The sequence below is a fragment of the Pseudomonas sp. HN8-3 genome, assembly GCF_020790195.1.
GTDB classification, from domain to species: domain Bacteria; phylum Pseudomonadota; class Gammaproteobacteria; order Pseudomonadales; family Pseudomonadaceae; genus Aquipseudomonas; species Aquipseudomonas synxantha_A.
This window is the reverse complement of record NZ_CP086206.1, coordinates 4,642,186-4,668,360: the sequence shown is the minus strand read 5'-3', so window position 1 is coordinate 4,668,360 and position 26,175 is coordinate 4,642,186. Positions and strand designations below refer to the sequence as shown.

General features: G+C 60.8%; 26 protein-coding genes. 11 read left to right on the top strand and 15 right to left on the bottom strand.

What is annotated here, in order from left to right:
- Window positions 1-193: 193 nt before the first annotated feature.
- Entirely contained in the window at window positions 194-1,621 is a 1,428-nt protein-coding gene (gene arcD / locus LJX92_RS20775; RefSeq protein WP_228308892.1) for an arginine-ornithine antiporter, read from the top strand.
- Window positions 1,618-2,481: a DNA-3-methyladenine glycosylase family protein gene (locus tag LJX92_RS20770; RefSeq protein WP_223017850.1), complete on the top strand. Its 864-nt coding sequence runs from the start codon at window positions 1,618-1,620 to the stop codon at window positions 2,479-2,481. The genes arcD and LJX92_RS20770 overlap by 4 nt, the downstream gene beginning before the upstream one ends.
- Before the next feature lie 572 nt (window positions 2,482-3,053).
- Here LJX92_RS20770 and LJX92_RS20765 read toward each other — a convergent pair.
- The 6 genes from LJX92_RS20765 to LJX92_RS20740 form a co-directional block, all read right to left on the bottom strand.
- On the bottom strand, window positions 3,054-4,403 hold the full coding sequence (locus LJX92_RS20765; protein WP_228308891.1) for a CoA transferase: 1,350 nt from the start codon (window positions 4,401-4,403) through the stop codon (window positions 3,054-3,056).
- A gap of 40 nt (window positions 4,404-4,443) precedes the next feature.
- Entirely contained in the window at window positions 4,444-5,787 is a 1,344-nt protein-coding gene (locus LJX92_RS20760; protein WP_032879728.1) for a sensor histidine kinase, read from the bottom strand.
- A gap of 65 nt (window positions 5,788-5,852) precedes the next feature.
- On the bottom strand, window positions 5,853-6,311 hold the full coding sequence (locus LJX92_RS20755) for a hypothetical protein (RefSeq protein WP_005790823.1): 459 nt from the start codon (window positions 6,309-6,311) through the stop codon (window positions 5,853-5,855).
- A 103-nt stretch (window positions 6,312-6,414) separates the two neighbouring features.
- Window positions 6,415-7,092, bottom strand: a complete 678-nt coding sequence (locus tag LJX92_RS20750) for a response regulator transcription factor (RefSeq protein ID WP_078822169.1) — start codon at window positions 7,090-7,092, stop codon at window positions 6,415-6,417.
- Window positions 7,093-7,192: 100 nt separating this feature from the next.
- Entirely contained in the window at window positions 7,193-7,492 is a 300-nt protein-coding gene (locus LJX92_RS20745; RefSeq protein WP_005790820.1) for a YciI family protein, read from the bottom strand.
- Between the two features lies 1 nt (window position 7,493).
- Entirely contained in the window at window positions 7,494-8,090 is a 597-nt protein-coding gene (locus LJX92_RS20740; protein ID WP_005790819.1) for a septation protein A, read from the bottom strand.
- Window positions 8,091-8,177: 87 nt separating this feature from the next.
- Between LJX92_RS20740 and LJX92_RS20735 the strand changes: the two genes are divergently transcribed.
- The 6 genes from LJX92_RS20735 (at window position 8,178) to rluB (ending at window position 13,135) form a co-directional block, all read left to right on the top strand.
- Window positions 8,178-9,041: a PHP domain-containing protein gene (locus LJX92_RS20735; RefSeq protein WP_078822167.1), complete on the top strand. Its 864-nt coding sequence runs from the start codon at window positions 8,178-8,180 to the stop codon at window positions 9,039-9,041.
- A 13-nt stretch (window positions 9,042-9,054) separates the two neighbouring features.
- Window positions 9,055-9,684 carry an L-threonylcarbamoyladenylate synthase gene (locus tag LJX92_RS20730; RefSeq protein WP_003193796.1) on the top strand — a complete coding sequence of 210 codons (630 nt, stop codon included), beginning with the start codon at window positions 9,055-9,057 and terminating at the stop codon, window positions 9,682-9,684.
- 120 nt (window positions 9,685-9,804) lie between these two features.
- The gene (locus tag LJX92_RS20725; protein WP_164365898.1) at window positions 9,805-10,503 is read left to right on the top strand and encodes a segregation and condensation protein A; all 699 of its coding nucleotides are present in this window, start codon (window positions 9,805-9,807) and stop codon (window positions 10,501-10,503) included.
- Between the two features lie 12 nt (window positions 10,504-10,515).
- Complete coding sequence (gene scpB, locus LJX92_RS20720; RefSeq protein WP_032879731.1) at window positions 10,516-11,430, top strand: SMC-Scp complex subunit ScpB; 915 nt, start codon at window positions 10,516-10,518, stop codon at window positions 11,428-11,430.
- A 148-nt stretch (window positions 11,431-11,578) separates the two neighbouring features.
- On the top strand, window positions 11,579-11,770 hold the full coding sequence (locus LJX92_RS20715; protein WP_148852605.1) for a DUF1289 domain-containing protein: 192 nt from the start codon (window positions 11,579-11,581) through the stop codon (window positions 11,768-11,770).
- Between the two features lie 144 nt (window positions 11,771-11,914).
- Window positions 11,915-13,135: a 23S rRNA pseudouridine(2605) synthase RluB gene (rluB, locus tag LJX92_RS20710; RefSeq protein WP_005790814.1), complete on the top strand. Its 1,221-nt coding sequence runs from the start codon at window positions 11,915-11,917 to the stop codon at window positions 13,133-13,135.
- Window positions 13,136-13,326: 191 nt separating this feature from the next.
- On the opposite strand, the gene LJX92_RS20705 is transcribed toward rluB, so the two are convergent.
- Together LJX92_RS20705 and LJX92_RS20700 are read right to left on the bottom strand one after the other, a co-directional pair.
- Complete coding sequence (locus LJX92_RS20705) at window positions 13,327-14,286, bottom strand: hypothetical protein (protein ID WP_032879733.1); 960 nt, start codon at window positions 14,284-14,286, stop codon at window positions 13,327-13,329.
- A gap of 73 nt (window positions 14,287-14,359) precedes the next feature.
- The gene (locus tag LJX92_RS20700) at window positions 14,360-14,497 is read right to left on the bottom strand and encodes a hypothetical protein (RefSeq protein WP_003237751.1); all 138 of its coding nucleotides are present in this window, start codon (window positions 14,495-14,497) and stop codon (window positions 14,360-14,362) included.
- A gap of 647 nt (window positions 14,498-15,144) precedes the next feature.
- Here LJX92_RS20700 and LJX92_RS20695 point away from each other — a divergent pair.
- Complete coding sequence (locus LJX92_RS20695) at window positions 15,145-16,563, top strand: amino acid permease (RefSeq protein WP_122733632.1); 1,419 nt, start codon at window positions 15,145-15,147, stop codon at window positions 16,561-16,563.
- A gap of 109 nt (window positions 16,564-16,672) precedes the next feature.
- Window positions 16,673-17,086, top strand: coding sequence for an alternative ribosome rescue aminoacyl-tRNA hydrolase ArfB (arfB, locus tag LJX92_RS20690; protein ID WP_003193787.1), 414 nt, complete (start codon window positions 16,673-16,675; stop codon window positions 17,084-17,086).
- Here the strand turns inward: arfB and LJX92_RS20685 are convergent.
- From LJX92_RS20685 to LJX92_RS20675, 3 genes are all read right to left on the bottom strand, one after another.
- A complete protein-coding gene (locus LJX92_RS20685) occupies window positions 17,083-18,279 on the bottom strand; it encodes an MFS transporter (protein WP_005790807.1) in 1,197 nt (398 codons plus the stop codon). The genes arfB and LJX92_RS20685 overlap by 4 nt on opposite strands.
- A gap of 103 nt (window positions 18,280-18,382) precedes the next feature.
- Complete coding sequence (locus LJX92_RS20680; protein ID WP_032879737.1) at window positions 18,383-18,565, bottom strand: hypothetical protein; 183 nt, start codon at window positions 18,563-18,565, stop codon at window positions 18,383-18,385.
- Window positions 18,566-18,998: 433 nt separating this feature from the next.
- Window positions 18,999-19,310, bottom strand: coding sequence for a DUF962 domain-containing protein (locus LJX92_RS20675; RefSeq protein ID WP_005790802.1), 312 nt, complete (start codon window positions 19,308-19,310; stop codon window positions 18,999-19,001).
- Window positions 19,311-19,471: 161 nt separating this feature from the next.
- Here LJX92_RS20675 and LJX92_RS20670 point away from each other — a divergent pair, with 161 nt between their 5' ends.
- Window positions 19,472-20,530 carry an AraC family transcriptional regulator gene (locus tag LJX92_RS20670; RefSeq protein ID WP_032879739.1) on the top strand — a complete coding sequence of 353 codons (1,059 nt, stop codon included), beginning with the start codon at window positions 19,472-19,474 and terminating at the stop codon, window positions 20,528-20,530.
- Here the strand turns inward: LJX92_RS20670 and LJX92_RS20665 are convergent.
- The 4 genes from LJX92_RS20665 to LJX92_RS20650 all read right to left on the bottom strand — a co-directional run bounded on the left by LJX92_RS20665 (window position 20,487) and on the right by LJX92_RS20650 (window position 26,107).
- A complete protein-coding gene (locus LJX92_RS20665) occupies window positions 20,487-21,941 on the bottom strand; it encodes a TrkH family potassium uptake protein (protein WP_032879741.1) in 1,455 nt (484 codons plus the stop codon). The genes LJX92_RS20670 and LJX92_RS20665 overlap by 44 nt on opposite strands.
- A 220-nt stretch (window positions 21,942-22,161) precedes the next feature.
- Window positions 22,162-23,490 carry an imelysin family protein gene (locus LJX92_RS20660; RefSeq protein WP_032879743.1) on the bottom strand — a complete coding sequence of 443 codons (1,329 nt, stop codon included), beginning with the start codon at window positions 23,488-23,490 and terminating at the stop codon, window positions 22,162-22,164.
- A 126-nt stretch (window positions 23,491-23,616) separates the two neighbouring features.
- Window positions 23,617-25,668 carry a putative bifunctional diguanylate cyclase/phosphodiesterase gene (locus LJX92_RS20655; RefSeq protein WP_032879745.1) on the bottom strand — a complete coding sequence of 684 codons (2,052 nt, stop codon included), beginning with the start codon at window positions 25,666-25,668 and terminating at the stop codon, window positions 23,617-23,619.
- A 229-nt stretch (window positions 25,669-25,897) separates the two neighbouring features.
- Entirely contained in the window at window positions 25,898-26,107 is a 210-nt protein-coding gene (locus LJX92_RS20650) for a hypothetical protein (protein ID WP_146097885.1), read from the bottom strand.
- Between the last annotated feature and the right edge of the window lie 68 nt (window positions 26,108-26,175).

Here is a 26,175-nt window from a genome sequence, read left to right as displayed (position 1 = left end):
TAGTTCGTATTTGCGAATGTGCAAACTTTTTGTATGTTGCCTGACGAGCGCTTCATAATTGCCGTATTTAAATTCTAAATAAGCCTAAACTTCCGGCGTTTACATACCCTTATGTTATGAAACGCTAGCGTCATTAAATTGAATTAGTTGAGTGCGCGGTGGTCGGCTCAAACATTTATTGCGAGGAACCTGCATGTCCCAACCAGCCCAGAAACTTCGGCTCAGTGCCCTGATCGCCCTGGTAGTAGGTTCGATGATCGGCGGCGGGATCTTCTCGCTCCCGCAAAACATGGCAGCCCGCGCCGAAGTGGGCGCAGTGCTGATCGGTTGGGCCATTACCGCGGTTGGCATGTTGACCCTGGCGTTTGTGTTCCAGACCCTGGCCAACCGCAAACCGGAACTGGATTCCGGGGTGTACGCCTACGCCAAGGCCGGCTTCGGCGATTACATGGGGTTCTCCTCGGCCTGGGGCTACTGGATCAGTGCGTGGATGGGCAACGTCGGCTATTTCGTGTTGCTGTTCAGCACCCTGGGTTACTTTTTCCCGGCGTTCGGTCAGGGCAATACACCACTGGCCATCGGTTGTGCATCGCTGTTGCTGTGGGCGGTGCATTTTCTGGTGATGCGCGGGATCAAGGAAGCGGCGTTCATCAACCAGATCACCACCGTGGCGAAGATCGTGCCGCTGCTGATGTTTATCGTGATTGCCGCCGTGGCGTTCAAGGCCGACATCTTCACCCGTGATATCTGGGGCCTGGGCAATCCGCAGATGGGCAGCGTGGTCGAGCAGGTGCGCCACATGATGCTGGTCACGGTGTTTGTGTTTATCGGTATCGAAGGCGCCAGTGTGTACTCGGCGCGGGCCGAGAAACGCTCGGATGTGGGGCGCGCGACGGTGATTGGTTTCCTGGGCGTGCTGGCGCTTCTGGTGCTGGTGAATGTGCTGTCGTTGGGCATCATGGGCCAGCCGGAACTGGCGCAGTTGCAGAACCCGTCCCTGGCGGGCGTGCTGGAACACATTGTCGGGCCCTGGGGCGCAGTATTGATCAGCATCGGCCTGGCCGTTTCGCTGCTCGGGGCATTGCTTTCGTGGGCGTTGCTCTGCGCGGAAATCCTCTATGCCACTGCCCATGACAAGACCATGCCGGCGTTCCTGAAAAAGGAAAATGCCAATCAGGTGCCGGTTAACGCGTTGTGGCTGACCAATGTGATGATCCAGGCATTTCTGGTGATCACGCTGTTTTCGGCCAGTACCTATACCACCCTGATCTACCTGGCGTCTTCGATGATTCTGGTGCCGTACCTGTGGTCGGCGGCCTATGCGGTGCTGTTGAGCGCGCGCGGCGAAACCTATCAAGGCGCTCAGCGCCGACGCATGAAAGATCTGCTGGTAGGCTTGATTGCCCTCGGTTATGCGGTGTGGCTGTTGTATGCGGGCGGTTTGAAATATTTGCTGCTGTCGGCGCTGCTGTATGCACCGGGTGTGATCCTGTTTGCCCTGGCCAAGCGGGAGCAGGGCCGCCCGTTGTTTACCTCGCTTGAAAAAGGCATTTTCGGTTGTGTGATCGCGGGCGCCGGGTTGGCTGCGTACGGGCTGTATAGCGGGGTATTGTCGCTGTGAGGTTGGCCTATCAACCGCCTTACGACTGGGCGGCGATGGTGGAGTTCTTATCGGCCCGGGCAATCACCGGGTTGGAAACCGTGGTGGCCGGAGTGTATCGACGCAGCATCAGTGTGGGCGGGCGACATGGCTGGATCAGCGTCGCGCCGGGGGCGGGGGATTGGCTGGAGGTGACGGTCGACTTTCCCGAGCCGGTCGCGCTGCCGGAGATCGAGCGGCGCCTGCGCAGGATGTTTGATCTGGACGCCGTGCCCGCCGTGATCAATCTGCAATTAGCCAGGGACCCGTTGATGGCGCAACTGGTTGCGGCTCGACCAGGGCTGCGGTTGCCGGGTACCTGGGACGGCCTGGAGTTGGCCATTCGCGCGGTGCTGGGCCAGCAGATCACGGTGGTGGCGGCGATCCGGTTGGCGGGCAAGCTGGTGGCTCAGTATGGCCAGCCGCTGCAAACCCCCCACGCCGGTATCACTCACCTGTTCCCGGCACCCGAGGTGCTGGCGGCGGCGGACCTGGCGGCCCTGGGCATGCCCAAGGCGCGAGGCCGCACCTTGTCCGGTGTGGCCCAGGCGTTGTTGGATGACCCTCGGATTTTCGAGCCCAAGGCCAGTCTCAAGGACGGTGTTGCACGCTTGGTGGCATTGCCGGGGATTGGCGATTGGACCGCGCAGTACATCGCCATGCGCCAGTTGCGCGAGGCGGATGCCTTTGCATCGGGGGACATCGGCTTGATCAATGCGCTGGCGGCGCTGGAAGGCGGGCCGGTGTCGGCACGGCAGTTGCTGGCGCGGGCAGAGGCGTGGCGGCCGTTGAGGGCGTATGCGGCGCAGCATTTGTGGACGTCGTTGAATCGCGGGGATTGATGGGGGCTGTACTGGCCTCATCGGGACATGGGTATCTACACAACTTCTGGTATGGCGCTGTAGCTGTGGGAGGGGCGGTGCGACGATTCGACTTGCTCCCGATGGCGGCCTTAGGGCCGACCAGGATGCCGGATCAAACCGAGTACATATCCGTTATTTAGGTAACGGCCACTTAGGGTTCCGCTCTTACAGCGGCTCACTTTTGGAAGGACCCAAAAGTAAGCAAAAGGTCCTCGCCCCACCACTCGGCACCTCGCTCAGGCTCGGTGTGCCCGTAATCCGACAGGGATTTGGGGGGCCGCCGCCACGCGCCATCCATGGCGCGGGGCGGCTAAACCGGCATCCCCGCCGGTTTACCCCCCAAATCCCTGTCGAATTCCGGCCAGCGTGGTTTAACGGGGCGCCCAAGATCAAAAACAGATCAAGAGCGGCTCGCTTCGCATCGTGGTTACTGGTGACTGCTACGAAGTTGTGTAGATACCCATGCTCATCGGGGGCAAGCCCCTCCCACATTTGATGTGTGAATACATTCAAAAGTGGGAGGGGGCTTGCCCCCGATGGCGGTCTTCAGTTCACCACTGAGGCCGGTGCGCGCCCAATTCCCCTGCCGGCAAATCCCACTGCAACGGCGTGCCACTGATGCTCAGCGGCGCCAGTAACCGATGGGCCTGGCCCCAGGTGGTCTGCTCTACCACCAAGCCTTGATCATTGATGTCTTCGCCGCGCAACGCTGCCTGCTGCGGCACCTGTCCTGCGTCCACCAGCAACTTGGCCGTGCGCGCCAGTGACAACCGCGCCGAACCGCCCCGACCTGACACAAACCGCTCGCTCAAGGTCTGGATCGCACTGGCGGCCATCAGGTAACCGGTAGCGTGATCCAGCGCCTGCACCGGCAGCGGCACGGGCTTATCCGCCTGCTTCCAGGCCATGCCCGCCTCGGCGATCCCGCTGCTCATCTGCACCAGGCTGTCAAAACCGCGACGGTTACGCCACGGGCCACTCCAGCCATAGGCATTGAGGCTGACGTCAATCAGGCCGGGGGCGATATGTTGGCGCTCGCCGAGGGTGTAACCCAGCTGTTCCAGTGCATCGGCGCGGTAACCATGGAACAGTACGTCAGCGTGCTTGAGCAAGGCTTCGAATACCTGCCGGCCTTCAGGGCTTTTCAGGTCGAGGCGGGCACAGCGCTTGCCCAGGGTCATCTCCGGTACCACGCCCGGTTCGTTCCAGGTTGGCGAATCAATGCGCAGTACATCTGCACCCAATCCGGCGAGGAAACGACTGGCCACGGGGCCGGCCAATACGCGGGTCAAGTCCAGCACCTTGATACCGGCCAGCGGGCGCGCAGGTGAGCCAAGCCAGGGTTTGTCGATACCAGTGTCGAAGACCTGACGCTGTATCAACTCTTCGGCATTCACCGCCAAGCCTTGCGGATGCTGCTGCCAGGCTTGCCACGTACGCATCTGCGCCGCACAACCGCCGGCGTCGACAATGGCCTGTTCCAGTTCTGCAGCGTTCCATGTAGCGACTTTGGTCGCCATCTCGGCGCGGTCGGCCACAGGCCCAAGCACCCGTTCGGCCGCTGCACGGTGATGGGGTGCGTTGGTGTGCAGACGAATCCAGCCCTCGGCGCTGGCGTAGTCACCGGCCACTGGGTCCCACAGCGGCGGTACTTGCCAACCCACTGGGCGAATCGACGAAGAAAACCACAGCGAGGCGAGACGCCGATCCACGCTGACGCTGGGCAGCCGCCCGGTCTGTTGCTGGATCAACTGGGCAACAGCCTGGCCAGCGGCGCCGATGCTGGCGACGGCCAGGTCGGTCACGGCGAAGGACGAGGGCAGCGCGCCTGCCGAGGTCTCGGGCAGCGCAATGTGCGGTAAATCGAGTGCAGCTTGGATGGGAGTCAGCAGGTCAGTCATCTAAGGCCCTCCGTAAGAGAAGGGCCACTATAGAAGAACATCACACCGGTGTGGCAGCCCCTGGGACCAAGGGCAGTTCGATGCTGGCGACAAAACCGCCGTCGGGATGATTGGCCAGGATCAGGGTGCCGCCATGGCGCTCGGCAGCACGGCGGGCGATGGCCAGGCCCAGGCCATGACCTTGCGCAGTCTGGCCCGGCGCACGGTAAAACGGCTCGCCCAGTTGGCCCAGGTGTTCGGTTTCAACGCCGGGGCCGTGGTCGCGTACGCTGATCAGAATGCGCCCGTTTTGATGCTGGGCCTGCAATTGAATCGGTTGGCCGGCCGGGTTGAAGCGTTGGGCATTGCGCAGAAGGTTATCCACGGCGCGCTCGATCATGGTCGGCCAGCCCTTGAGCCGCAGGTCGACGTCGGTGCTGAGGTGCACCACTTGCTCGGGCGCGCCGAGCTGGGCGTCCTTTTGCAGGGTCTTGAGCAATGGGTTGAGGTCAATGTCTTCGGCGCTGGCGTTGTCGGCGTCGACCCGCGCCAGGACCAGGATTTCGCTGATCAAGGCTTCCAGGCGGTCGCATTCGCGGGTCAGGCGCGGCCAGAGTTTTTCCCGCTCTTCGGGGCTGGCGCGCTCGGCCAGGGCCAGGGCGATACGCAAGCGTGCCAGGGGCGAGCGCAGTTCGTGGGACACGTCGCGCAGCAACTGGCGCTGGCTACCGATCAGGCTTTGCAGGCGCGCGCCCATGCGGTTGAAGTCATTGGCCAACACACCGAATTCGTCGCGCCTGTTGGCCAGTTGCGCCAAGCTGTTTTGTTGATAGGTGGTTTGCCCCAGGTCATGCACCGCGCCGCGCAGGCGGCTGAGTGGGCGGGTGATGGACAAGGTCACCAGCAGGCTGAACAGGGTCAACACCACCAGGGTGATTGCCAGGGCACTGAGCGGCCACAGCAGGCTACTGCGGTGCCAGGCTTCCAACTCCGGGTGGGGAATGCGGTAGATCAGCAGGTAGGTGTCGCCGGTTTTGTCGCTGGTGTACTCGGCGGTCAGGCGCCGCCAGGGCAGGTGGCCGTCCTGGCTGTCATTCTGCCGGGCTTCAAAGGCGGCGGCGCGACGCGGGAAGGTACCGCGCACCACCGGCTCACCGCTCTCGTTAAGCACTTGCACATCGATGTGGTACTGGCGTTTGCGCTGTTGCAGCAAGTCCTGGGCGGCGTCCTCACCCTGGGCTTCGTAGAGTTGCGTCCACTCTTGCGCCAGGTTGTTCAGGCCTGGGTGGCGGCTGAGAATCCAGGCGTCCTGGTTGAGCATATGCCCAAGCAGAATCGACAACCCGCCAACCAGGGCGATGGCCAGCCAGAAACTCGCCAGGATACGCCAGAACAATGAACGCACAGGAAACCCTCAAACAGGAAAAGCCCAGTGGTGTGAACCACTGGGCCGTAGGCATTACGTTTGCATTATTGCGCTTTTTGCGCTTGCTGGGCTTTCCATTCCTGGAATTGCTTCCACTCGGCGCGGCGCTCGGCTTGCTTTTTGACGATCTCGTCGTATTGCTTCTGCTGGTCAGGCTTGAGCACGGCGCGGATATTGGCCTGGGTTTTCTGCTTGCCGGCGGCGATCTCGTCCTGCATGGCTTTCTGGTCAGCGGCCGGGAGTTTGTCCAGGTACTTTTGGGTCAGGTCTTTGCGAGCGTGCCATTGGTCACCCATCAGCTTGCGGATCTGCTCACGCTGTTCCTTGCTCAAGTCCAGCTGGCTGAACGGGCCGCCTTTACCACGCGGGCCGTGTTCACCGTGGCCCGGGCCGCCCATCATGTGGCCTTCGTGGCCGCCCATCGGGCCTGGGCCTTCAGGCATGGCCATGGCAACGGTAGGCAGTGCAGCGGCGAGCATCAAAGCGATAAGGGTCTTGCGCATGGTGATTCTCCTGTCTCTATTCCGGTGAGTCCGGATGTGAGTAGGTTACGCAGCGCAAGGTCAGCCGCCGTCAGCGGAGGGTAAAGATTTGGTAAGGCTGCCTCTAGAGGCTGTAGTAGTAGCCGCGACTGCGCAGCGCCACGATCCGCGGCCGGCCATCCGGGTGCGGGCCGATCTTTTTGCGCAGGTTGCTGACGTGCATGTCCAGGCTGCGATCGTAAAGGGTCAACTTGCGGCCCAGGGCGATCTGCGCCAGTTCCTGTTTATCGAGGGGCTCGCCGGGCTGGCGCAGCAAGGCTTCGAGCAGGCGGCTTTCGGAGACGGTCAGGGTGAACTCCTGGTCATCGATGCTCACCACGCCGCGCACCGGGCTGAAGCACAGGTCGCCCAGCTCAAGCTGGGTCGAGACCGCGGTCGGGTGGCTGCGGCGCAATACGGCACGCAGGCGGGCGGTCAGTTCGCGCGGATCGCAAGGCTTGGCCAGGTAGTCGTCGGCGCCCAGCTCCAGGCCGAGGATGCGGTCCAGGGGTTCGCCCCGCGCCGAGAGCATCAGCACCGGCAGTTCCGGGTGGTCGTTGCGCAGTTGCTTGAGCAGCTCCAGGCCGCTGCCGTCGGGCAGCATCACGTCGAGCACCACCGCCGCCGGGGCGGCTTCGGCCAAGGCTTTGCGGGCGCTCAGGCCATCGTGGCAGGCGCGCACCTGGAAGCCTTCCTGGCTCAACCAACTGTTCAGCAGCTCACAGAGCTCCTGGTCATCATCTATCAGTAACAGCTCGCTCATGACTCACTCGATTTAGCCATTGTCGACGGCGACGACCCCACCGGTGCCGCCGTGAGCCATTAGGAGTGCGCCGAAACGATTAGGTTCGACGCAGCCGGGTTCAAGGCAGGACTTGCTTGAACGGCTTGATCACCACATCAGCGTAGACGCCTGCTGCGACATAGGGGTCGGCCTTGGCCCAGGCCTGGGCGTCGGCCAGGGAGGCGAACTCGGCGACAATCAGGCTGCCGGTGAAACCGGCGTCGCCCGGGTCATTGCTGTCGACCGCCGGGTGCGGGCCGGCCAGTACGATACGGCCTTCGGCTTGCAGCTGTTTAAGGCGCTCGACGTGGGCAGGACGTACGCTCAGGCGTTTTTCCAGCGAGTTGGCAATATCGGTGGCAATGATGGCGTAGAGCATGTCAGTCCTCGGTTTTCGGCGTGGTAGGCGCGGTGTCATGCAGGTGACGCGACAGGTAGATCCCCTGGCCGATCAGGAACAATACGGTCATGCCCAGGCTGCCGAACACCTTGAAGTCGACCCAGTAGTCCTGGAAGGTAAAGGCCACGAACAGGTTGGCGGCACCGCAGAACAGGAAAAACACGATCCAGGCCACGTTCAGGCGCACCCACACCGGTTCCGGCAAGGTCAGCGCGTGGCCCATGATCCGCTTGATCAGCAGGCGGTCACCGATGAAGTGGCTGCCGATAAAGACCAGGGCAAACAGCCAGTTGACCACCGGGGCTTTCCATTTAAGGAAGGTTTCGCTGTGGAAGGCCAGGGTCAGTCCGCCAAAGACCAGGCAGGCGATAAGGGTCAGCCATTGGCTTTTTTCCAGCTTGCGCTGGGAGATGAAGATGGCGCCGTAGACCACGATGGAGCTGATGATCAGTACGGCAGTGGCACTGTAGATACCCCCGAACGACAGCTCGTGACCGGCGATTTCGATGACCCTGGGGTCGAGTTTGGTAACGATGAAAAACAGCAACAGCGGGATGAAGTCGATGAATTGTTTCACAGTAAGAGCCAGAAGCTGGATGTGGCGGCATAATAACAAACATCCTTGGTTGCGATAGCGCCAGCTGACTTGAGGTTACATACCCACGTGAATGTTGATTTGCACTGCCACAGCACGGCCTCCGACGGCGCCCTGGCGCCCGCGGTACTGGTTGCGCGTGCGTTTGAAAAAGGCGTGCAAGTGCTGGCGTTGACCGACCACGACACCCTCGAGGGTCTCGATGAAGCCCGCGAAGCCGCGCGTTCTTTGGGCATGCAACTGGTCAACGGGGTGGAATTGTCCTGCACCTGGGGCGGCGCCACCATTCATGTACTTGGCTACGGTTTCGATCAGAATGCCCCGCCGTTGGTGGCGGCCATTGCCCAATTGCACGATGGCCGCTGGCTGCGGTCCGAAGAAATAAGCCGCAAGCTCAGCCTTAAAGGTATGCCCGGCGCCCTCGACGGCGCCCGTGCCATCCAGCAGGAACTGGGTGACAGCGGCAACGCACCGGCCCGTCCGCACTTTGCCGACTGGATGGTGCGCGAAGGCTATGTCAAGGATCGCGCCGAAGCCTTTCGCAAATGGCTGGGGGCCGGCAAGTTGGGCGATGTGAAGCTGCATTGGCCGACCCTGGAAGACACCGTCCAGACCTTGCGGGCTTCCGGGGCCTGGGTCAGCCTGGCGCATCCCTGGCATTACGATTTCACCCGCAGCAAGCGCCGCAAGCTGATCAGCGACTATATTGGTGCGGGTGGCCACGCGATCGAGGTGGTCAACGGGCATCAACCGGCGGAACAGGTCGGCAGCCTGGCGATCCTTGCTCGCGAATTTGGTCTGCTGGTCAGTGCCGGCAGTGATTTTCATGGCCCAGGCGGCTGGTCCGAGATTGGCGAGTATCGCCAGGTCCCGGAAGATCTGCCGCTGTTGTGGGGGCGATTCAAGCATGACCCCATTATTGCCACCGTCTGAACAGGTAGAGCACGTGAGTCAATTCTTCCAGATTCATCCGGAAAACCCTCAGGCGCGCCTGATTAAACAGGCCGTGGAGATCATCCGAGCCGGCGGCGTGGTGATCTATCCAACTGATTCGTCCTACGCCATCGGTTGCCAGATCGGCGACAAAGGCGCGGTCGAGCGTGTAAGGCGCCTGCGCCAGCTGGACGACAAGCACAACTTCGCACTGATTTGCAGCGACTTGTCTCAACTGGGCCTGTTCGCCAAGGTCGACACCGGTACGTTCCGCCTGCTCAAGGCCCATACGCCGGGGCCTTATACCTTCATTCTCAATGCCACCCGCGAAGTGCCGCGCCTGTTATTGCACCCCAAGAAGCGCACCATCGGCCTGCGCGTGCCGGAACACCCGATAGCCCTGGCGCTGTTGGCCGAGCTGGGTGAGCCGCTGATGAGCGTGTCGTTGATCCTGCCCGGTGAAACCGAACCGTTGTACGACCCTTACGAAATGCGGCGCCTGCTGGAAAAGCATGTCGACCTGATCATCGATGGCGGCTACGGCGGCAACAAAGCCTCGACGGTGATCAACCTGGCTGACGGCGAGCCTGAAGTGGTGCGTGTGGGCTGTGGCGATCCGGCGCCATTTATGGTCGAGGCCTGAATGGCGGCCGTGGAAACCGCTGATCCCCAGGCCGGCGCCCAGCAGGAACTGCCGTTCGCCATGGTCTATGGCCAGGCGGTCATGGAAATGCCCCTGGACCTGTACATTCCACCGGATGCCCTGGAGGTCTTCCTGGAAGCCTTCGAAGGCCCGCTGGACTTGCTGCTGTACCTGATTCGCAAGCAGAACATCAATATCCTCGACATCCCGGTGGCAGAAATCACCCGTCAGTACATGGGCTACGTCGAGCTGATGCAGTCGGTGCGCCTGGAGCTGGCCGCCGAGTACCTGGTGATGGCCGCCATGCTCGCCGAGATCAAGTCGCGCATGTTGTTGCCGCGTTCGGAGACCGTCGAAGCCGAAGAGGATGACCCGCGCGCCGAACTGATCCGCCGCTTGCAGGAGTACGAACGCTTCAAGGCCGCCGCCGAAGGCATTGACGGCCTGAGCCGCGTGGGCCGTGATGTGGTGGTGCCCAAGCTCGACGCACCCGAGGCCCGTGCGCGCAAATTGCTGCCGGACGTGAGCCTGGAAGAATTGCTGATGTCCATGGCCGAGGTGCTGCGCCGTGGCGATATGTTTGAAAGCCACCAGGTCAGCCGCGAAGCGCTGTCTACCCGCGAGCGCATGAGTGATGTGCTGGAGCGCCTCAAGGGTGGTGGGTTTGTGCCGTTTGTCGAGCTGTTCACCGCCGAAGAAGGCCGACTAGGTGTGGTGGTGACCTTTATGGCGATCCTCGAACTGGTCAAGGAATCCTTGGTCGAGCTGGTGCAGAATGAGCCTTTTGCGGCTATCCACGTGCGGGCGCGAGCCGAATAACGAGCTGAATCGATGAATCTGACTGAACCCCGCGAACTGGCACCCTTGCTGGAGGCCTTTCTCCTGGCCTCGGGCAAACCGCAATCCCTGGAGCGCCTGTTCGAACTCTTTGAAGAAGCTGAACGCCCGGAGCCGCCGGTATTCAAGAAGGCGCTGGAGATCCTGCGCAAGTCCTGCGACGGCCGTGCCTTTGAGTTGCGCGAAGTGGCGTCGGGTTATCGCCTGCAGATCCGTGAGAAGTTTTCGCCGTGGGTGGGGCGCTTGTGGGAAGAGCGGCCGCAGCGTTATTCGCGGGCAATGCTGGAGACCATGGCGCTGATCGCCTATCGCCAGCCGATTACCCGTGGCGAAATCGAGGACGTGCGTGGTGTGGCGGTCAACAGCCATATCGTCAAGACCCTGCTGGAGCGCGAGTGGATCCGCATCGTGGGTTACCGCGACGTGCCCGGCAAACCGGCGATGTTCGCCACCACCAAGGTGTTCCTCGATCATTTCAACCTGAAGAACCTCGACGACCTGCCGCCCCTGGCTGAACTGCGCGAAATGGAGGCCGAGCCGGTGCTCGACTTCGACGATGCGCCGGTGCCGCAAAGCCTGCAGGAACTGGCCGATGCCAGCGCCGAGCCGGAGGAGCCCAAGGACGAAACCAGCTTCCATACGCTGTTGTTGGAGCTCGATGATATGGAGCAAGGGATCAAGACTGATTTTGACGACCTGTTGCGTGATGCTGCCGACGAGCCGCAGACCGAGGTGAACGTTGAACCCGAGCCCGAAGTCGAAGAAGACATCCTCGGCGTCGCCGATGCCCGGGAAAAACTGCTGGCCGCCGTCGCCGCCCTGGAACAGCCGCCGCTGAGCGACGAAGAAGACGAAGCCCGGGCGCTGGCCGAAGCCATCGAAAACGAACGCCGCCAACTCGAAGACTGACGCAATAAAAACTGTGGGAGGGGGCTTGCTCCCGATAGCGGAGTGTCAGGCAGCAGATGCATCAACTGATCCACTGCTATCGGGAGCAAGCCCCCTCCCACATTGGATCTCCATTGTCTCCATTGGTCTGGATTGTCTGGGAGAAAACATGAGTTCCACCAAAGACCCGTGCATCAGCATCTGCAAGTTCGCCGACGACATCTGCATCGGCTGTGGCCGCAGCAAGCGCGAAATCCGTGCCTGGAAGAAGCTCGACAAAGTCGACAAGCGCACGGTGCTGGCTGAAGCCGAGCTGCGATTGCTGGCGCTGGGTGCCACCGGTCGGCGGAAAAGCAAATGACTTGGACGTTATCGACTAGTCTGTGATGCGCAACACGCGCCATGCGCGTATGATTCGCGACCCCTTGCCGACCTATTCGGCCAAGGCCCCGCTTTCAAGACCCCTCAGGCCACGCCTGAATCGACCCACCGGGAGGTGCTTACGATGAATGACCAAGACCAGAAAGACCAGGAAATCGGCCCAGCAGGCGAAAAGCTGCAAAAAGTGCTGGCGCGTATCGGCGTGGGCTCGCGCCGCGACGTCGAAGCCTGGATTACCCAGAAGCGCATCAAGGTCAACGGCGTCGAGGCTACCCTCGGCCAGCGCGTCGACCTGCACGATGCAATCACCATTGATGGCAAGGTCATCAAGCGTGAAGAGGCCGCCGAATCGGTGCGCCGCGTGATCATGTACAACAAGCCCGATGGCGAAATCTGCACCCGTGACGACCCGGAAGGCCGTCCGACCGTGTTCGACAAGATGCCCAAGCCCAAGGAAGGCCGCTGGATCAACATCGGTCGTCTGGACATCAACACCACCGGCTTGCTGATGTTCACCACTGACGGCGAACTGGCCAACCGCCTGATGCACCCGTCCTACGAGATGGATCGTGAATACGCCGTGCGTGTACGCGGTGAAGTCGATGACGAGATGATCGAACGCCTCAAGGCCGGCGTGGTGCTGGAAGACGGCCCGGCCAAGTTCACCGACATCAAGCAGGCGCCAGGCGGCGAAGGTTTCAACCACTGGTACCACTGCGTGGTGATGGAAGGGCGTAACCGTGAAGTGCGTCGCCTGTGGGAGTCCCAAGGGCTGGTGGTCAGCCGCTTGAAACGCGTGCGTTTTGGCCCGGTGTTCCTGAACTCCGACCTGCCGATGGGCCGCTGGCGCGAAATGAGCCAGTACGAAGTCGACATCCTCAGCGCCGAAGTTGGCCTGACGCCGGTCGCCATGCCGCAGATGAACGCCAAGAGCAAAGACAAGCTTGAGCGTATGCAGCGTAAATCGTCGCGCCCTGTTGCGCGTACCGAGCGCGTGGCTCGCACCCTGCGCCCGGCGCTGAATGCACCGGCAACCGGCGGTCGTATTTCTCGCGAGCCGCAGATCGAAGGTGAGCGTCGCCCAACCGCACCGTCCCGCCAGGAAGGTGATCGTGCACCACGCACACCGCGCCCGGCCCGTGGCGAAGCGCCAAGCGGCGGTCGCAGCAACCGTGGTGAAGCCGATCGCCCGGCCGACAATGCCAGTACCAAGCGTCCAGCCAAGCCAGCGGCGAACAAGCGCCCTGGCCCGAAACTGGTAGCTGATGAGCCGTCGGGCAAGCGCCGTGGCGCCCCGGCAGGTTCGGGTCAGCGTCCTGGTTTTGGTCGCAAGAAGCCGCAGTGATGCGTTAAGCGCTGCATAAAAACGCCAACCCTAGGGTTGGCGTTTTTTTTGATCTGAATTTGAAATGCAATCAACTGTGGGAGCTGGCTTGCCTGCGATAGCGGTGTGCCAGTCACCTTTGTGCTAACTGACCCACCGCTATCGCGGGCAAGCCCGGCTCCCACAGGGATATCTACACGTCTGATGATCTTTTAAAAGGCAAAGGAGCCATCAAACACCGGCTTGTCATCCAGCGCCAACACCCCACTGGCAAAGATCAAATCCAAGTGATGACTGCCTTTCTGCCCGCCGCCCAGGCCCAGGTGCAGCCCGCAATGGCGCTCCTCGAACCCGGCATTGCGCGCATACAGATCCTTGACCCCTTCGTTGGTGCCAATCCCTAGCTCCTCCACCCGACGGTTGGACGGGTTGGCATTCAGGTACTTGTTGAAATCATCCGCCAGCCCCGGCACGTCGCTGGCCACGCTGCAAATGGTCGAGTTCTCGATCCACAATTCCAGCGGTGATTGCAGCACGCCGTATTTGCGCGCAAACGGAATAGTGCTGAGGAAGGTACCGACAAACCGCACCTGGCCGTTGATGGCTTCACTGTGGGTGGCGATTTCGCCGGGGGCCAGGTCGTGGTTGCCGACGCCGTTGATATTGGTCCACTTCTTGATGCTGCTCATCGGCGCTTCAAGACGTGAACCGTGCTTGTCGGTAAAGCTCAGTACATTGGCCTGGGACATGCGTCGGATCAGCGTGGCGTTAAGGTCGGCAATACGCTGTGGCTCGACGCTGAAGGTGTCGTAGAAGTAATCACCATAATCCTTGAATAGCAGGGATTTCTTCCAGTGCTCGGCCATCACGCCGTGCAGGGCGCGGATAAAGTCCGGGCCTTCGGCGCGTGGGTTGGGCAGGGTGGAGGAGTCGTAGAGAAACAGGTACAGGTCACAGTCTTCGATGGCTTGCACCAGGGCTTCGCTGGGAGCCAGGTCCAGGCGTTGCAACTGGAAGTTGAAGCGGGCGGCGCTGCCGTGGGTGATTGCCTGGGCGATGGCGTCGTAGCGTTCGGTATGGCCCAGCAGCACGGTGGGGCGACTCAGGCCGCTGAGGGCTGGGTGGTGTGCGAGGTAGTAGAGAAAGTGTTCGACGGCGCGGGCCTTGTCCATGACGGGTGTCCTTCTGTGCCTTGGGTAAGGGGGCAGGTGCCGTGCACAGCACCTGCCGGATGCCTGCCGGGTATTAGAAAGGCCACATCGCGGTGCCGAAAGGCACAACGGCATCGGCTTGCATCATTTCAACGGCGGCCTCATGGGTCGGCGCTTCAAACCAATCGTCGAGTTGCAGTTCGGTTTCCAGGTCTTTTTCCAGTGCTTGCATGGTGTATCTCCTAGAGGACGTTGATTGAGAACGGCTTGCCCGCGGGCTTCGTGGGCAAGTGGAAAGAACCTAGAAGAGAGTGTTTCAAAATGCAAAAAATTTATTGACACGGTTTCATTTGGATCTTTTCTTCTGTTTTTGGCGAGCTATTTTTTATTCAGAAAAAACAGCGTATTGGCTGAACCGTTTATTCAGAAAATCCCCACTGACAATTTTCCGTTGGCTGGCCGTAAAACCTGGCTGTAACGCAGTATTTCCGTATCGTAACGATAAGTTTACGAATTTGCCCCGAAAGTCTTGGGTGACCTGTAGCTGTAAGGATTGGCTGACAGTTTGTCGCGTGCACTCTGTTGGGGCGTGCCGAAGCTGTCGAGCGGTGTACAATGCGCCGCGTTTTACTGTGACCCCCCTTGCGTACCCACGCAAAAGGCCAAGACCTCAGGGTTCGATCCCCCTGATCATTCCGCCTGGCCACGAGCCGGACGGGTTCGATTTCGTCACAGATAAAAACAAGCAGGTGACGTATGACCATTAGAAAGACGCTGTACTCCTGGTGCCTGCGCTGGGGTTTGAACGGCGCTGCTTGAGTTGGTAATTCAAGGCAGCAACCTGCATTCATATCCTCAAACCTTGCGTGAGACCCTTTCATGAGTGGAACCCATTCCTCTTCAGGCGAGCTGAAACGCGGCCTGAAAAATCGGCATATCCAGTTGATCGCCCTCGGTGGCGCCATCGGCACCGGTCTGTTCCTGGGCTCGGCCGGGGTGCTCAAATCCGCCGGCCCGTCGATGATCCTAGGCTATGCCATCTGCGGCTTTATCGCCTTCATGATCATGCGCCAGCTTGGCGAAATGATCGTCGAGGAGCCGGTAGCCGGTTCGTTCAGCCATTTTGCCCACAAATACTGGGGCGGTTTCGCCGGCTTTCTGTCGGGCTGGAACTGCTGGATTCTTTACATTCTGGTGGGCATGTCGGAGCTGACCGCTGTCGGCAAATACGTGCACTACTGGTGGCCGGAGATCCCGACCTGGGTGTCTGCGGCGGCCTTCTTCGTACTGATCAACGTGATCAACCTGGCCAACGTCAAGGTCTTCGGTGAAGCCGAGTTCTGGTTTGCCATCATCAAGGTGGTGGCAATTGTCGGCATGATTGCCTTGGGCAGCTACCTGCTGGTCAGTGGCAGCGGCGGCCCGCAAGCCTCGGTGAGCAACCTGTGGGACCACGGCGGGTTTTTCCCCCATGGTGTTGGCGGGTTGGTGATGGCCATGGCGATCATCATGTTCTCGTTCGGCGGCCTGGAAATGCTCGGTTTTACCGCCGCCGAAGCCGATCAACCACGCACCGTGATCCCCAAGGCGATCAATCAGGTGATCTACCGTATCCTGATTTTCTACATCGGCGCCCTGGTGGTGCTGTTGTCGCTGACGCCGTGGGACAGCCTGCTGGCGACCCTCAACGCCTCCGGCGATGCCTACAGTGGCAGCCCGTTCGTGCAGGTGTTCTCGATGCTGGGAAGTAATACCGCCGCGCATATTCTCAACTTCGTGGTGCTGACGGCAGCGCTGTCGGTGTACAACAGCGGCACCTACTGCAATAGCCGTATGTTGCTGGGCATGGCCGAGCAGGGCGACGCGCCCAAGGCCCTGGCGAAGATCGACAAGCGTGGCGTGCCGGTGCGGTCGATCCTGGCCTCGGCGGCGATAACCCTGGTGGCGGTGCTGATGAACTACCTGATGCCCCATAACGCGCTGGAACTGCTGATGTCGCTGGTGGTGGCCACGCTGGTGATCAACTGGGCGATGATCAGCTTCTCGCACTTCAAGTTCCGCCAGCACATGAACCGCACCGGCCAGGTGCCGCTGTTCAAGGCGCTGTGGTATCCGTATGGCAACATTATCTGCGTGGCGTTCGTGGTGTTTATCCTGGGCACCATGTTGATGATTCCGGGCATTGACCGCTCGGTGTACGCGATCCCGGTGTGGGTGGCGTTCATGGGGGTGTGTTACTGGATCAAGAACAAGCGGGCGCAGCAGTCCATGGATATGGCGGTCCCCGCGGTGAAGTAAGCGTCAATGTTGTTAAGCAGACCCGGCCTTGTGCCGGGTTTGTTGTTTGAGGGGATGGCCAAGGTGCATTCGCGTATCCTAGGGCTTCTTCCGGAGGACCGTGTTACTCATGCTGGTGATTTCCAATAACGTACAGCTGCCCGATGCCGAGATCGAGCTGACCGCCATTCGCGCCCAGGGTGCCGGTGGTCAGAACGTCAACAAGGTGTCGAGCGCAGTGCACCTGCGTTTTGACATTCCTGCCTCGTCCTTGCCGGAGTTCTACAAGGAGCGCCTACTGGCGCTGCGCGACAGCCGTATTACCAGCGAAGGTGTGCTGGTGCTCAAGGCCCAGCAATACCGTACCCAGGAGCAGAATCGTGCCGATGCGTTGGAGCGCCTGGTGGAGTTGATCCAGAGCGCCACCAAGGTCGAGAAAAAGCGCCGTCCGACCAAGCCCACCCTGGGGTCCAAGAAGCGCCGCCTGGAGTCCAAGACCAAGCGCGGCAGCATCAAGGCCGGGCGAGGCAAGGTCGACTTCTAGGCGTCGCGCGTTTCCCGGGCCTTGGGTGCCTGGCGGTACAGGTACAGACTCAGCAGCAAACCGGCGGCGGCGGCGAGGGCGGCGAACAGGAAGATCGATGCAAAGCCGAAACCTGCTGCCACGGCGCCCGCCAGTGGCCCGGTGATGCCCAGGGACAAGTCGATAAACAGCGAATAGGCGCCTACCGCCGAGCCACGGCTGGAGGCGGGCACCAGGTTGACCGCCTCCACGCCCAGCGCCGGAAATACCAGGGAAAAGCCGAAGCCGCTCAACGCCGCGCCAGCCAGCGCCAGTTGGGCATCCGGCGCCAGCCACAGCAACAGCAGGCCGAGGACTTCCACCGACAGGCAGGCAATCGCGACGCGAAAGCCGCCAATGCGGTTGATCAAATTGCCAAACAGCAAGCGTGCGCCGATAAAACTGGCGCCGAACAGGCTCAAGGCCCACACCGCGTTATCCCAGTGCTGGGTGGTGTAATACAGGGTGATAAAGGTGGCGATGGTCCCAAAGCCGATGGAGCCCAGCGCCAGCGCGCAACCGTGTGGCAACACGCGGCCCAGCACATTCATGAACGGCAGACGTACGCCGGGTACAATCGGCGCGGCTTGTTTTTTCCAGGCCAACAACACGCCCAGCACGGCGAGCAGAATGATGCTCACGCCCATGCTCCACAGCCCGAACCGGCTGACCAACAGCACCCCCAATGGTGCGCCGACCGCCAGCGCGCCGTAGCTGGCGATACCGTTCCAGGAGATGACTTTGGCGGTGTTCGCCGCGCCAACGCGGCCGATGCCCCAGCCGATCGCGCCTGAACCCACCAGGCTTTCGGCGCTGCCCAGCACCAGTCGACCGATCAACAGGCTGCCCAGGCTCACTGCCGGCAGGCTGGAAAACCACGCCGCCAGCAACATGAACACGCCACTTGAACCGCAGCCCACCAGGCCAATCAGCACGGCGCGCTTGCTGCCCAGGTTGTCGATAATCTTGCCGGCATAGGGGCGGCTCAACAGGGTCGCCAGGTATTGCACGCTGATGACCAGCCCGGCGATCACGGCGCCATAGCCCAATTGGCTATGCACATAGCCCGGCAGTACAGCCAGGGGGATGCCGATATTCAGGTAGCCGATAAAGGTAAACAGCACGATGGAAACGACTTGCAGCGTGACGGCCATGGGTCGCTGGGTATCTGGCATGGGAGAGGTCCACTGTCGCAGCAGGTAAAGATAGGCTGCTAATGATACCGGCGCGCAGGCCGGGCAGGGCGGCAAAAATGTAAAACCTCGGATCAAAGATGCATCAGGCTTGGGCGGGAGCCAGCAATTGAGTCGTCACCAGGGCTGCCAGGGCATTTTCCTGGGTGCCGAAGCGCTTGAGCAGTGCGGCTTGCTTGTCTGCACTGAGGCGGTTCCAGACTTCGACCATCTGCAAGGCAGCGTCGAGCACGGCGGCATCCGGCGTATCGGGAAGGGTTGTGGTCATGATGAGCGTCTCGAATGATTCAGGCAGTGTGGAAAGCGCTCAAAGGTGCGCTTTCCACACGGTCTGGTACGGCGTCAGTCTTGGCGTTTGCTGTCGACTGGTTTTGCTTCTTTGGTCGCAGGCTGCTTGTTGCTGGCCTGCTGCGGTGTTGGCTGCTCGGTTGGGTGCAGGCTTGGGAAGGGGAGATTAGGTATCTCGTGCATCGTCGTCGCTCCTCGCAAGGTCTGTTTTCAATCGCAGGTGATTGCGCGCTCTCAAAAAGCCTTGGCAGGATACAGCACCGTAAATGACAAAAAGACTTTTATCTCGGCGGATGCACAATTTTTCATACTTGCGACGCAAGTGACATGAGGTCACACCTAGGGGCGTTCTCAATTAGTTTCCCCGCCGCGTTGTCGCCCGGCGCGACGGGGAAACTAATTGAGAACGCCCCCTAGAACGGTACCTTGCCCAGGATCATGTCGCGGTACATCACGAAATCCCCCAGCAAGCTATAGAACGGGTGCTGAAAGGTCGCCGGACGGTTCTTTTCGAAAAAGAAGTGGCCAATCCAGGCAAAGGTGTAGCCAGCGATTGGCAAGGCCAGCAACAGGAGCAGTGACCCCCGGCCTATGGCGTACGCGAGGATACCGATCACCAGGGTGGTGCCGATGAAATGCAAGCGCCGGCAGGTGCTGTTGCCATGTTCGCTCAGGTAGTACGGGTAAAACTCGGCAAAGCTGTTGAATTTCCTGGTGTTTTCCACGGTGGCCGGCCCTCTGGTTGTTGTGCCGCCCAACAGGTGTTCGGCGGGGAGCTTATTTGAGTCTAGAGTGATCAGTGGTATCAGCCAGTGACAATAGATGCCACTTTAGTATCCTTGGCTTCCTGGCTGCCGTTTGAGCCTGCTTTCAATAAGAAGACGCCATGAGCGAACGAACAACTTCTGCAAGCTGGGCGATGGGGATAGTCAAGGCGTTGGAAATGGACGGCCTGGATTGCCGTGCGTTGTTCAAGCAACTGGGCCTGGACTATGCCGCCCTCAGTGACCCGGACGCGCGTTTTCCCCAGGATTCCATGACCCGCCTGTGGCAGCGGGCGGTGGAGGTGTCAGGCAACCCGGCGATTGGCTTGAACATGGGCAAGGTGGTGCGGCCGGCCTCGTTCCATGTTGCCGGTTATGCACTGATGTCCAGCAACACTCTGGCTGAAGGCTTTATGCGATTGGTGCGCTACCAGCGCATCATCGCCGAAAGCGCCGACTTGAGCTTCCGACTCTTACCCGAAGGCTATGCGTTGATTCTGACAGTGCATGGCGATCATCTGCCGCCGACCCGGCAAAGCGCCGAAGCCTCGCTGGCCAGTGCGCTGGCGCTGTGCGGCTGGCTTACCGGGCGCACCCTGCAACCGCGCAAAGTGCTGCTGCAGGGCGATCAACCAGCGGACCTGGCGCCGTACAAACAGGCCTTCCATGCGCCGCTGCAATTCAATGCGCCCTATGACGCGCTGATCTTCGAGCAAGCCGACATGGATGCACCGCTGCCCACGGCCAACGAGGCCATGGCGCTATTGCATGATCGTTTTGCCGGTGAATACCTGGCGCGTTTTTCTGAAAGTCGCGTCACCCACAACGCGCGACAGGTGTTGTGCCGCCTGCTGCCCCAGGGGGAGCCCAAGCGCGAAGCGGTGGCCCAGACACTGCATCTGTCCCAACGTACCTTGCAAAGACGTTTGCAGGAGGAGGGCACCAGTTTCCAGGCCTTGCTCGATGACACCCGCCGCGAGCTGGCCGAGCAATACCTGGCGCAGCCAAACATGACCTTGCTGGAAATTGCCTACCTGCTGGGGTTCGCCGACCCGAGCAACTTCTTCCGCGCGTTTCGCCGCTGGTTCAATGCCACGCCCGGCGAGTACCGGGCACGGCTGCAGGAAATGTCGTCGGTCAGTGGCGCCAAAATGCCGGAATACACAGCACAAACACGGTAATGATCTCCAGTCGACCCAGCAGCATGCCCAGCGACAGAATCCACTTGGCTGCATCCGGCAGGGTGGCGAAGTTGCCGGCCGGGCCGATGGTTTCACCCAGGCCCGGGCCGACGCCGGACACGGTGCTGGCGGCACCGGTCAGCGCGGTCATCCAGTCCACGCCCAGCAGTGACAAGGCCAGGGCGATGGTGCAGATGGTAATGGCAAAGAAAAATGAAAAGGTCAGGATCGACCGCACAATTTCTTCGTCGAGGCGATGACCGTTGTACTTTTGCTTGATCACCGCACGTGGGTGGATCAACTGGTTCAAGTTGGCCTTGAGCAGGATATAGGCGACCTGGAAACGGAAGATCTTGATGCCGCCGGCCGTGGAGCCCGAGCAGCCGCCGATAAAGCCCAGGTAAAAGAACAGCATCAGTGAGAAGTTGCCCCACAGGCTGTAGTCCCCCAGTGCAAATCCGGTGGTCGTCATTACCGAAGTCACATTCAGCGCCACATGGCGCAAGGCATCGAGCCAATGCAGGTCGGTGGTCCACCAGTACCAGGTGCCGAGCACCAGCCAGGTCACGAGCAATAGGCCGAGCAAGCCTTGCACCTGCTGGTCCTTGATCAGCGCTCGACGGTTGCCGCGCAACGTGGCCACATACAGGGCGAACGGCAAGCTGCCGAGGATCATCACCACCACCGCGACCCAGTGCACGGCCGGTTGTTTCCAGTGCGCGAGGGACTCATCCGAGGTGGAGAACCCGCCGGTGGAAATCGCCGACATTGCGTGGTTGATCGCATCGAACAAACCCATTCCGGCCCACCAGAATGCCAGGCTGCCGAGGATGGTGATGCCCACATACGCCGCCACGATCAGCCGCGCCACCATGTGCGAGCGGGGCATGACCTTTTCCGAGCGGTCCGAGGATTCGGTCTGGAACAGGCGCATACCACCAATACGCAGCAGCGGCAGGATCGCCACCGCCATGCCGATAAAGCCGATACCGCCGAGCCAGTGCAGCAGCGAACGCCACATCAGGATGCCCGGCGACATGCTGTCCAGGCCGCTCAGCACGGTGGAGCCGGTGGCGGTGATGCCGGACATGCTTTCAAAGAACGAGTCGGTGTAGCTGATGTGCTGGGTCAGCAAAAAGGGCAGGGCGGCGAAGATGCACACCACCACCCAACTGCTGACGGTCAGCAGGTACATGTCCCGGGGGCGCAAGTGCACATGCTCCGGGCGACCGGGGATGACCAGGGCCAACCCGGCGATAAAGGTGATCAGGCTGGCCCACAGGAATGAGGGCAGGTCGCTGGTGCGTTCGAAGATCACCAGGGTGGCCATCGGGATGACCATGGCGACGGCAAGGGTGATCAGGAAGATGCCGATGATGAAACCGATGATACGTAGGGTCGGCAACGCCATGAAGTTCGCTCGGGTGATTGGGCAGAGGCGCCATTCTACCGACGGTGCTGGGCATGTAAACCAGAGTGCTTGAGGTTACCCGGAGCAAAATGTGGGAGGGACTTGCTCCCGATAGCAGCTGATCAGCGCAGAATGTATCTGCTGATCCACCGCTATCGGGAGCAAGTCGAACCGTCGCACCGCCCCTCCCACAAGGTCGCCTTTTTCAGTACCGCAGGGATCAGAACTCGTGATCAGCGCTGTCCGGGTTCAGGTCACCGATGCCCAGCTTGCCGGCAGCGGCCTCGATCGAACCGGTCTGCTTGACCAGGGCGGCAATCGCGTCGCGTACGATCTGGTTGCCCTTGTCGTTGCCTGCGGCGATCAACTGGTCGTAGTGCTCGCCGGCGTTGGCGCGGTCGACCATGACCTGGATCTTCGCTTCGGTTGCCGCCAGGTCCGCCTTGAGGGCGGCATCGGCAGCCGGATCGGCCTTGGCTACCAGGGACGACAGGCTGGCGCCGGTCAGCTTGGTGCCGTCAACGCGGGTGTATTCACCCAGATAAACGTTGCGGATGCCCTTGGCGTCGTAGAACTGCGAGTTGTGGGTGTTGTCGCTGAAGCAATCATGTTCGTCTTCCGGCGAATTGGCTTCCAGGGACACCTTCATGCGCTCGCCGGCCAGCTCGCCCAAAGACAGGCTGCCCATGCCGAACAGCATTTTACGCAGGCCGTCGGTAGCCGGATCCGACTCCAGGGTGGCGCGGTAGTTGTCTTCGACGTTGGGTTTCCAGTTGCCGACCATTTCTTCCAGGTCGCTGACCAGCAGTTGAGTCACTGCGCGCAGGTAAGTGCGGCGGCGCTCATTGTGACCGCCGGTGGCACCGTCACCCGTCAGGTAGTCCGAGGCCGGACGGTTGCCCGCGCCTGGGCCGGTGCCGTTGAGGTCCTGGCCCCAGAGCAGGAATTCGATGGCGTGGTAGCCGGTGGCAACGTTCGCCTCGGAACCGCCCAGCTCATTGAGGCTGGCGAGTTTTTCCGGGGTGATTTCCTTGACGTCGATCTTGTCTTCGCCGACCTGGATCTCGCTGTTGGCAATGATGTTGGCGTTGGCGCCCGGGTTACCCAGGGCGTGCTCGTAGGACTTGTCGACGTAGTCGATCAAGCCTTCGTCCAGGGGCCAGGCGTTCACTTGACCTTCCCAGTCGTCGATGATGGTGTTGCCGAAGCGGAACACTTCACTTTGCAGGTACGGGACGCGCGCGGCGATCCAGGCGGTACGGGCCGCTTTCAGGGTTTCGTCGTTCGGGTTGGCGAGGAAGGTGTCGACCGCTGTCTGCAGGGTTTTCGCGGTGGATTCGGCATCGCTGTATACCGCAAACACCATGTCTGCGTAGTGCGCGACAACCGCCTTGGCGGCTGCTTCGTCGACCTGGCCGGCAGCCGGTGCGGTTGTGCTGGCTGCGGCGGGTGCTTGAGGCGCGGCGGCCTTGTCTTTACCTTCGCCACAACCGGCGAGAGAAATGGCAATGGCCAGCAGACTGGCGGTGGCCAGGGGCATACGAATCATGGCGAACATCCTGCTTCGAGTGTGAATAGGGCGCGCGGGGAGCGCAAAAGCTGCGACATAATGCGAAAGATTTGCATTTTGTGTAAAGGCTTATACGCGGGAAATATTTGGTATTGGTTGGTTAATTCACAGACTCACCGCGCTATTGCGCTCGGACTGCTTCAAATAAGCCGCCAACTCCCGCGCCTGCAGCGGTTTGCTGTAGTGATAACCCTGACCCTCATGGCAGCCTTCGGAGATGATGTACGCCTCTTGTTCGGCGGTCTCCACGCCTTCGGCAATTACTTGCATACCCAGGCTTTTGCCCAGTTGGATAATGGCGCGCACGATCGTTGCGTCATCGTCATCATCCTGCAGGTCCTGGACGAAGCTTTTGTCGATCTTGATCTTGTCCAGCGGCAAGCTTTTCAGGTAGCTCAGGGATGAATAACCGGTGCCGAAGTCATCAATGGCGATCAGCGCCCCGGAGCGACGCAGGCTCAGCAGGTGCTGGGCGGCGGTGCTGATGTCTTCCATCAGGCCGGTCTCGGTCACTTCCAGTTCCAGGCTGCGGGGCGGCAAGCGATAGATCTGCATCAGGTTGTTGACCACCCGCGGCAACTCGGTGTGATGCAGTTGCACGGTGGACAGGTTGACGGCGATGCGCAGCGTGGTGAAGCCCTGATCGTGCCATTCGCGCAGTTGCCGGCACGCCTGGTCCAGCACCCATTCGCCGATCGGGATGATGGTGCCGTTCTGTTCCGCCAGCGGAATAAACAGATCCGGCGGTACCAGGCCGTGTTCCGGGTGTTGCCAGCGCAACAGGGCCTCTACGCCGACTACGCGATGGTCGCGGTAGCTGATTTGCGGCTGGTACACCAGGTGGAACTGGTCGCGGCTCAGCGCATCGCGCAGGTCCTTTTCCAATTCGCGGCGCCGGCGCATTTCGCTGTCGACGCTGGCGATGTAGAACTGATAGCGGTTGCGCGAGCGGCTCTTGGCCAGGGTCATGGTCTGCTCGGCTTTTTGCAGCAACTTCTCGGTGCTGTCGCCATCTTCAGGGAACAGCGTGATGCCGATGGTGGCACGCAGCCTGATCAGGTCATGCTCAAGTGCGAACTCCGCCTCCAGGTCATCCAAAATGCTTTGCGCCAGTTCGGCGGCTTCGTAAGGCTGGTCGATATCGGCCTGCACCAGGGCGAACTGGTCGCCTCCCAAGCGGGCAAGCGTGCCGAGGCGTCCGCTGTGGGCGCGCAGGCGATCGGCCAGGGCCAGTAGCAGTTTGTCGCCGGCCTGGTAGGTGAATTGTTCGTTGACGCTCTTGAAATCATCCAGCCCAACGCACAAGACCGCCACCCGGCGCTGCCTGCGGCCGGCGTCAGTGAGGATCTTGTCCAGCTGTTCCTGCAGCTTCTGGCGGTTGGGCAGGCCGGTCAGGAAGTCATATTGGGCCATGCGCAACAGGCTGGATTCGGCCTCGTGGCGCAGGTGGGTATTGCGCTCGATGGACTCGAGCAACTGGTTGGCGGTGTTTATCCACTGCCCCAGTTCGTTGCGTTCGTGGCCCTTGAGCTGAGGGATCTTGTGTGCGCTGGGGCGGTCCGGGTTGATCGATGTCAGGTGCTGGATAATCCGTGAAAGCGGTTTGGTCAGCATCCAGTGATACACCAGGTACAGCACCAGCCCCATGGCCAGGGCGCGCAATACGCCCGAGATAAAGATGATGACCGAGCTGACCAGAAAACCTCTGCCATAGGTGGCGGTATCCAGGGTGATACTGAGGTCGCCGTAATATTCGCTGTAGGGGCCTTTGCCGACCAATGCGGTGGTAAAGGAGCGTTCCTGGCCAAGAATCAGGTCGGTCAACCAGCGGCTGGGGGATTGCTGTAACGCGCGGCTTTTTTCCGCCAGCATGGTCTCGTTGGGATGACCGATGGAGGCCATGCGCACGGCGTCGTCCTGGAACAACCCTTCGATCACTTGCATACCCATCTCGCGGTCCAGGCTGTAGACGGCCTGGGTCGAGGGGTCGCGAAACATGTCGAGGATACGTTGCGCATCGCCAGCCACAGCCTGGCGCGTCTTGTAGGCATCAAAAACAATCTGCGCCACGCTCAACGCCACGCCGACGATCAAGGCCGACAGCAGCACAACCCGTAGCAACTTCACCGACAAGCTGTTTTTGAGTTCCAGCTTCAAAGGGGCATTCCTTGTCTCATGCGGGTGGCCGTCAATATGCCATGAGTATTGGCAATCTGAGGATGGCAGTCAAAGGGACATTGGGGGCTGAGCTCAATTGAGGTTTGAGCTGGATAAACGCAGGTGGGCGCCCGCGGATATTCGGGCTTGTCGTAAACAGGAAAGGCTAGGGGCTGCACGCTCGGCAGGAGAGAAGGCGGAGGAGATCCGCCTTCGAGTGGGTGACGATTTAAGAAAAATTGATCTGACCCTGGGGCTTTGGCTGTTCCCCACCGATCCTGGCGCCTTCACCGACCATGTCCAGGACTTTGTTTGCCATGTCCAGGACTTTGTGTCCCGCGCCCATTGCGCCGTTTGCCAGATCCATCCCTTTATCAGCAATACCCGCCACCATTGGGATTGCACCCATAACCCCTGCTGCCATCGAAATAGGATCCATCGTCATTCTCCACATTGGTTTAGGAGGTTTATTCCTCCTGGCGTTTGTGTGGTGAATTGTTACTGTTG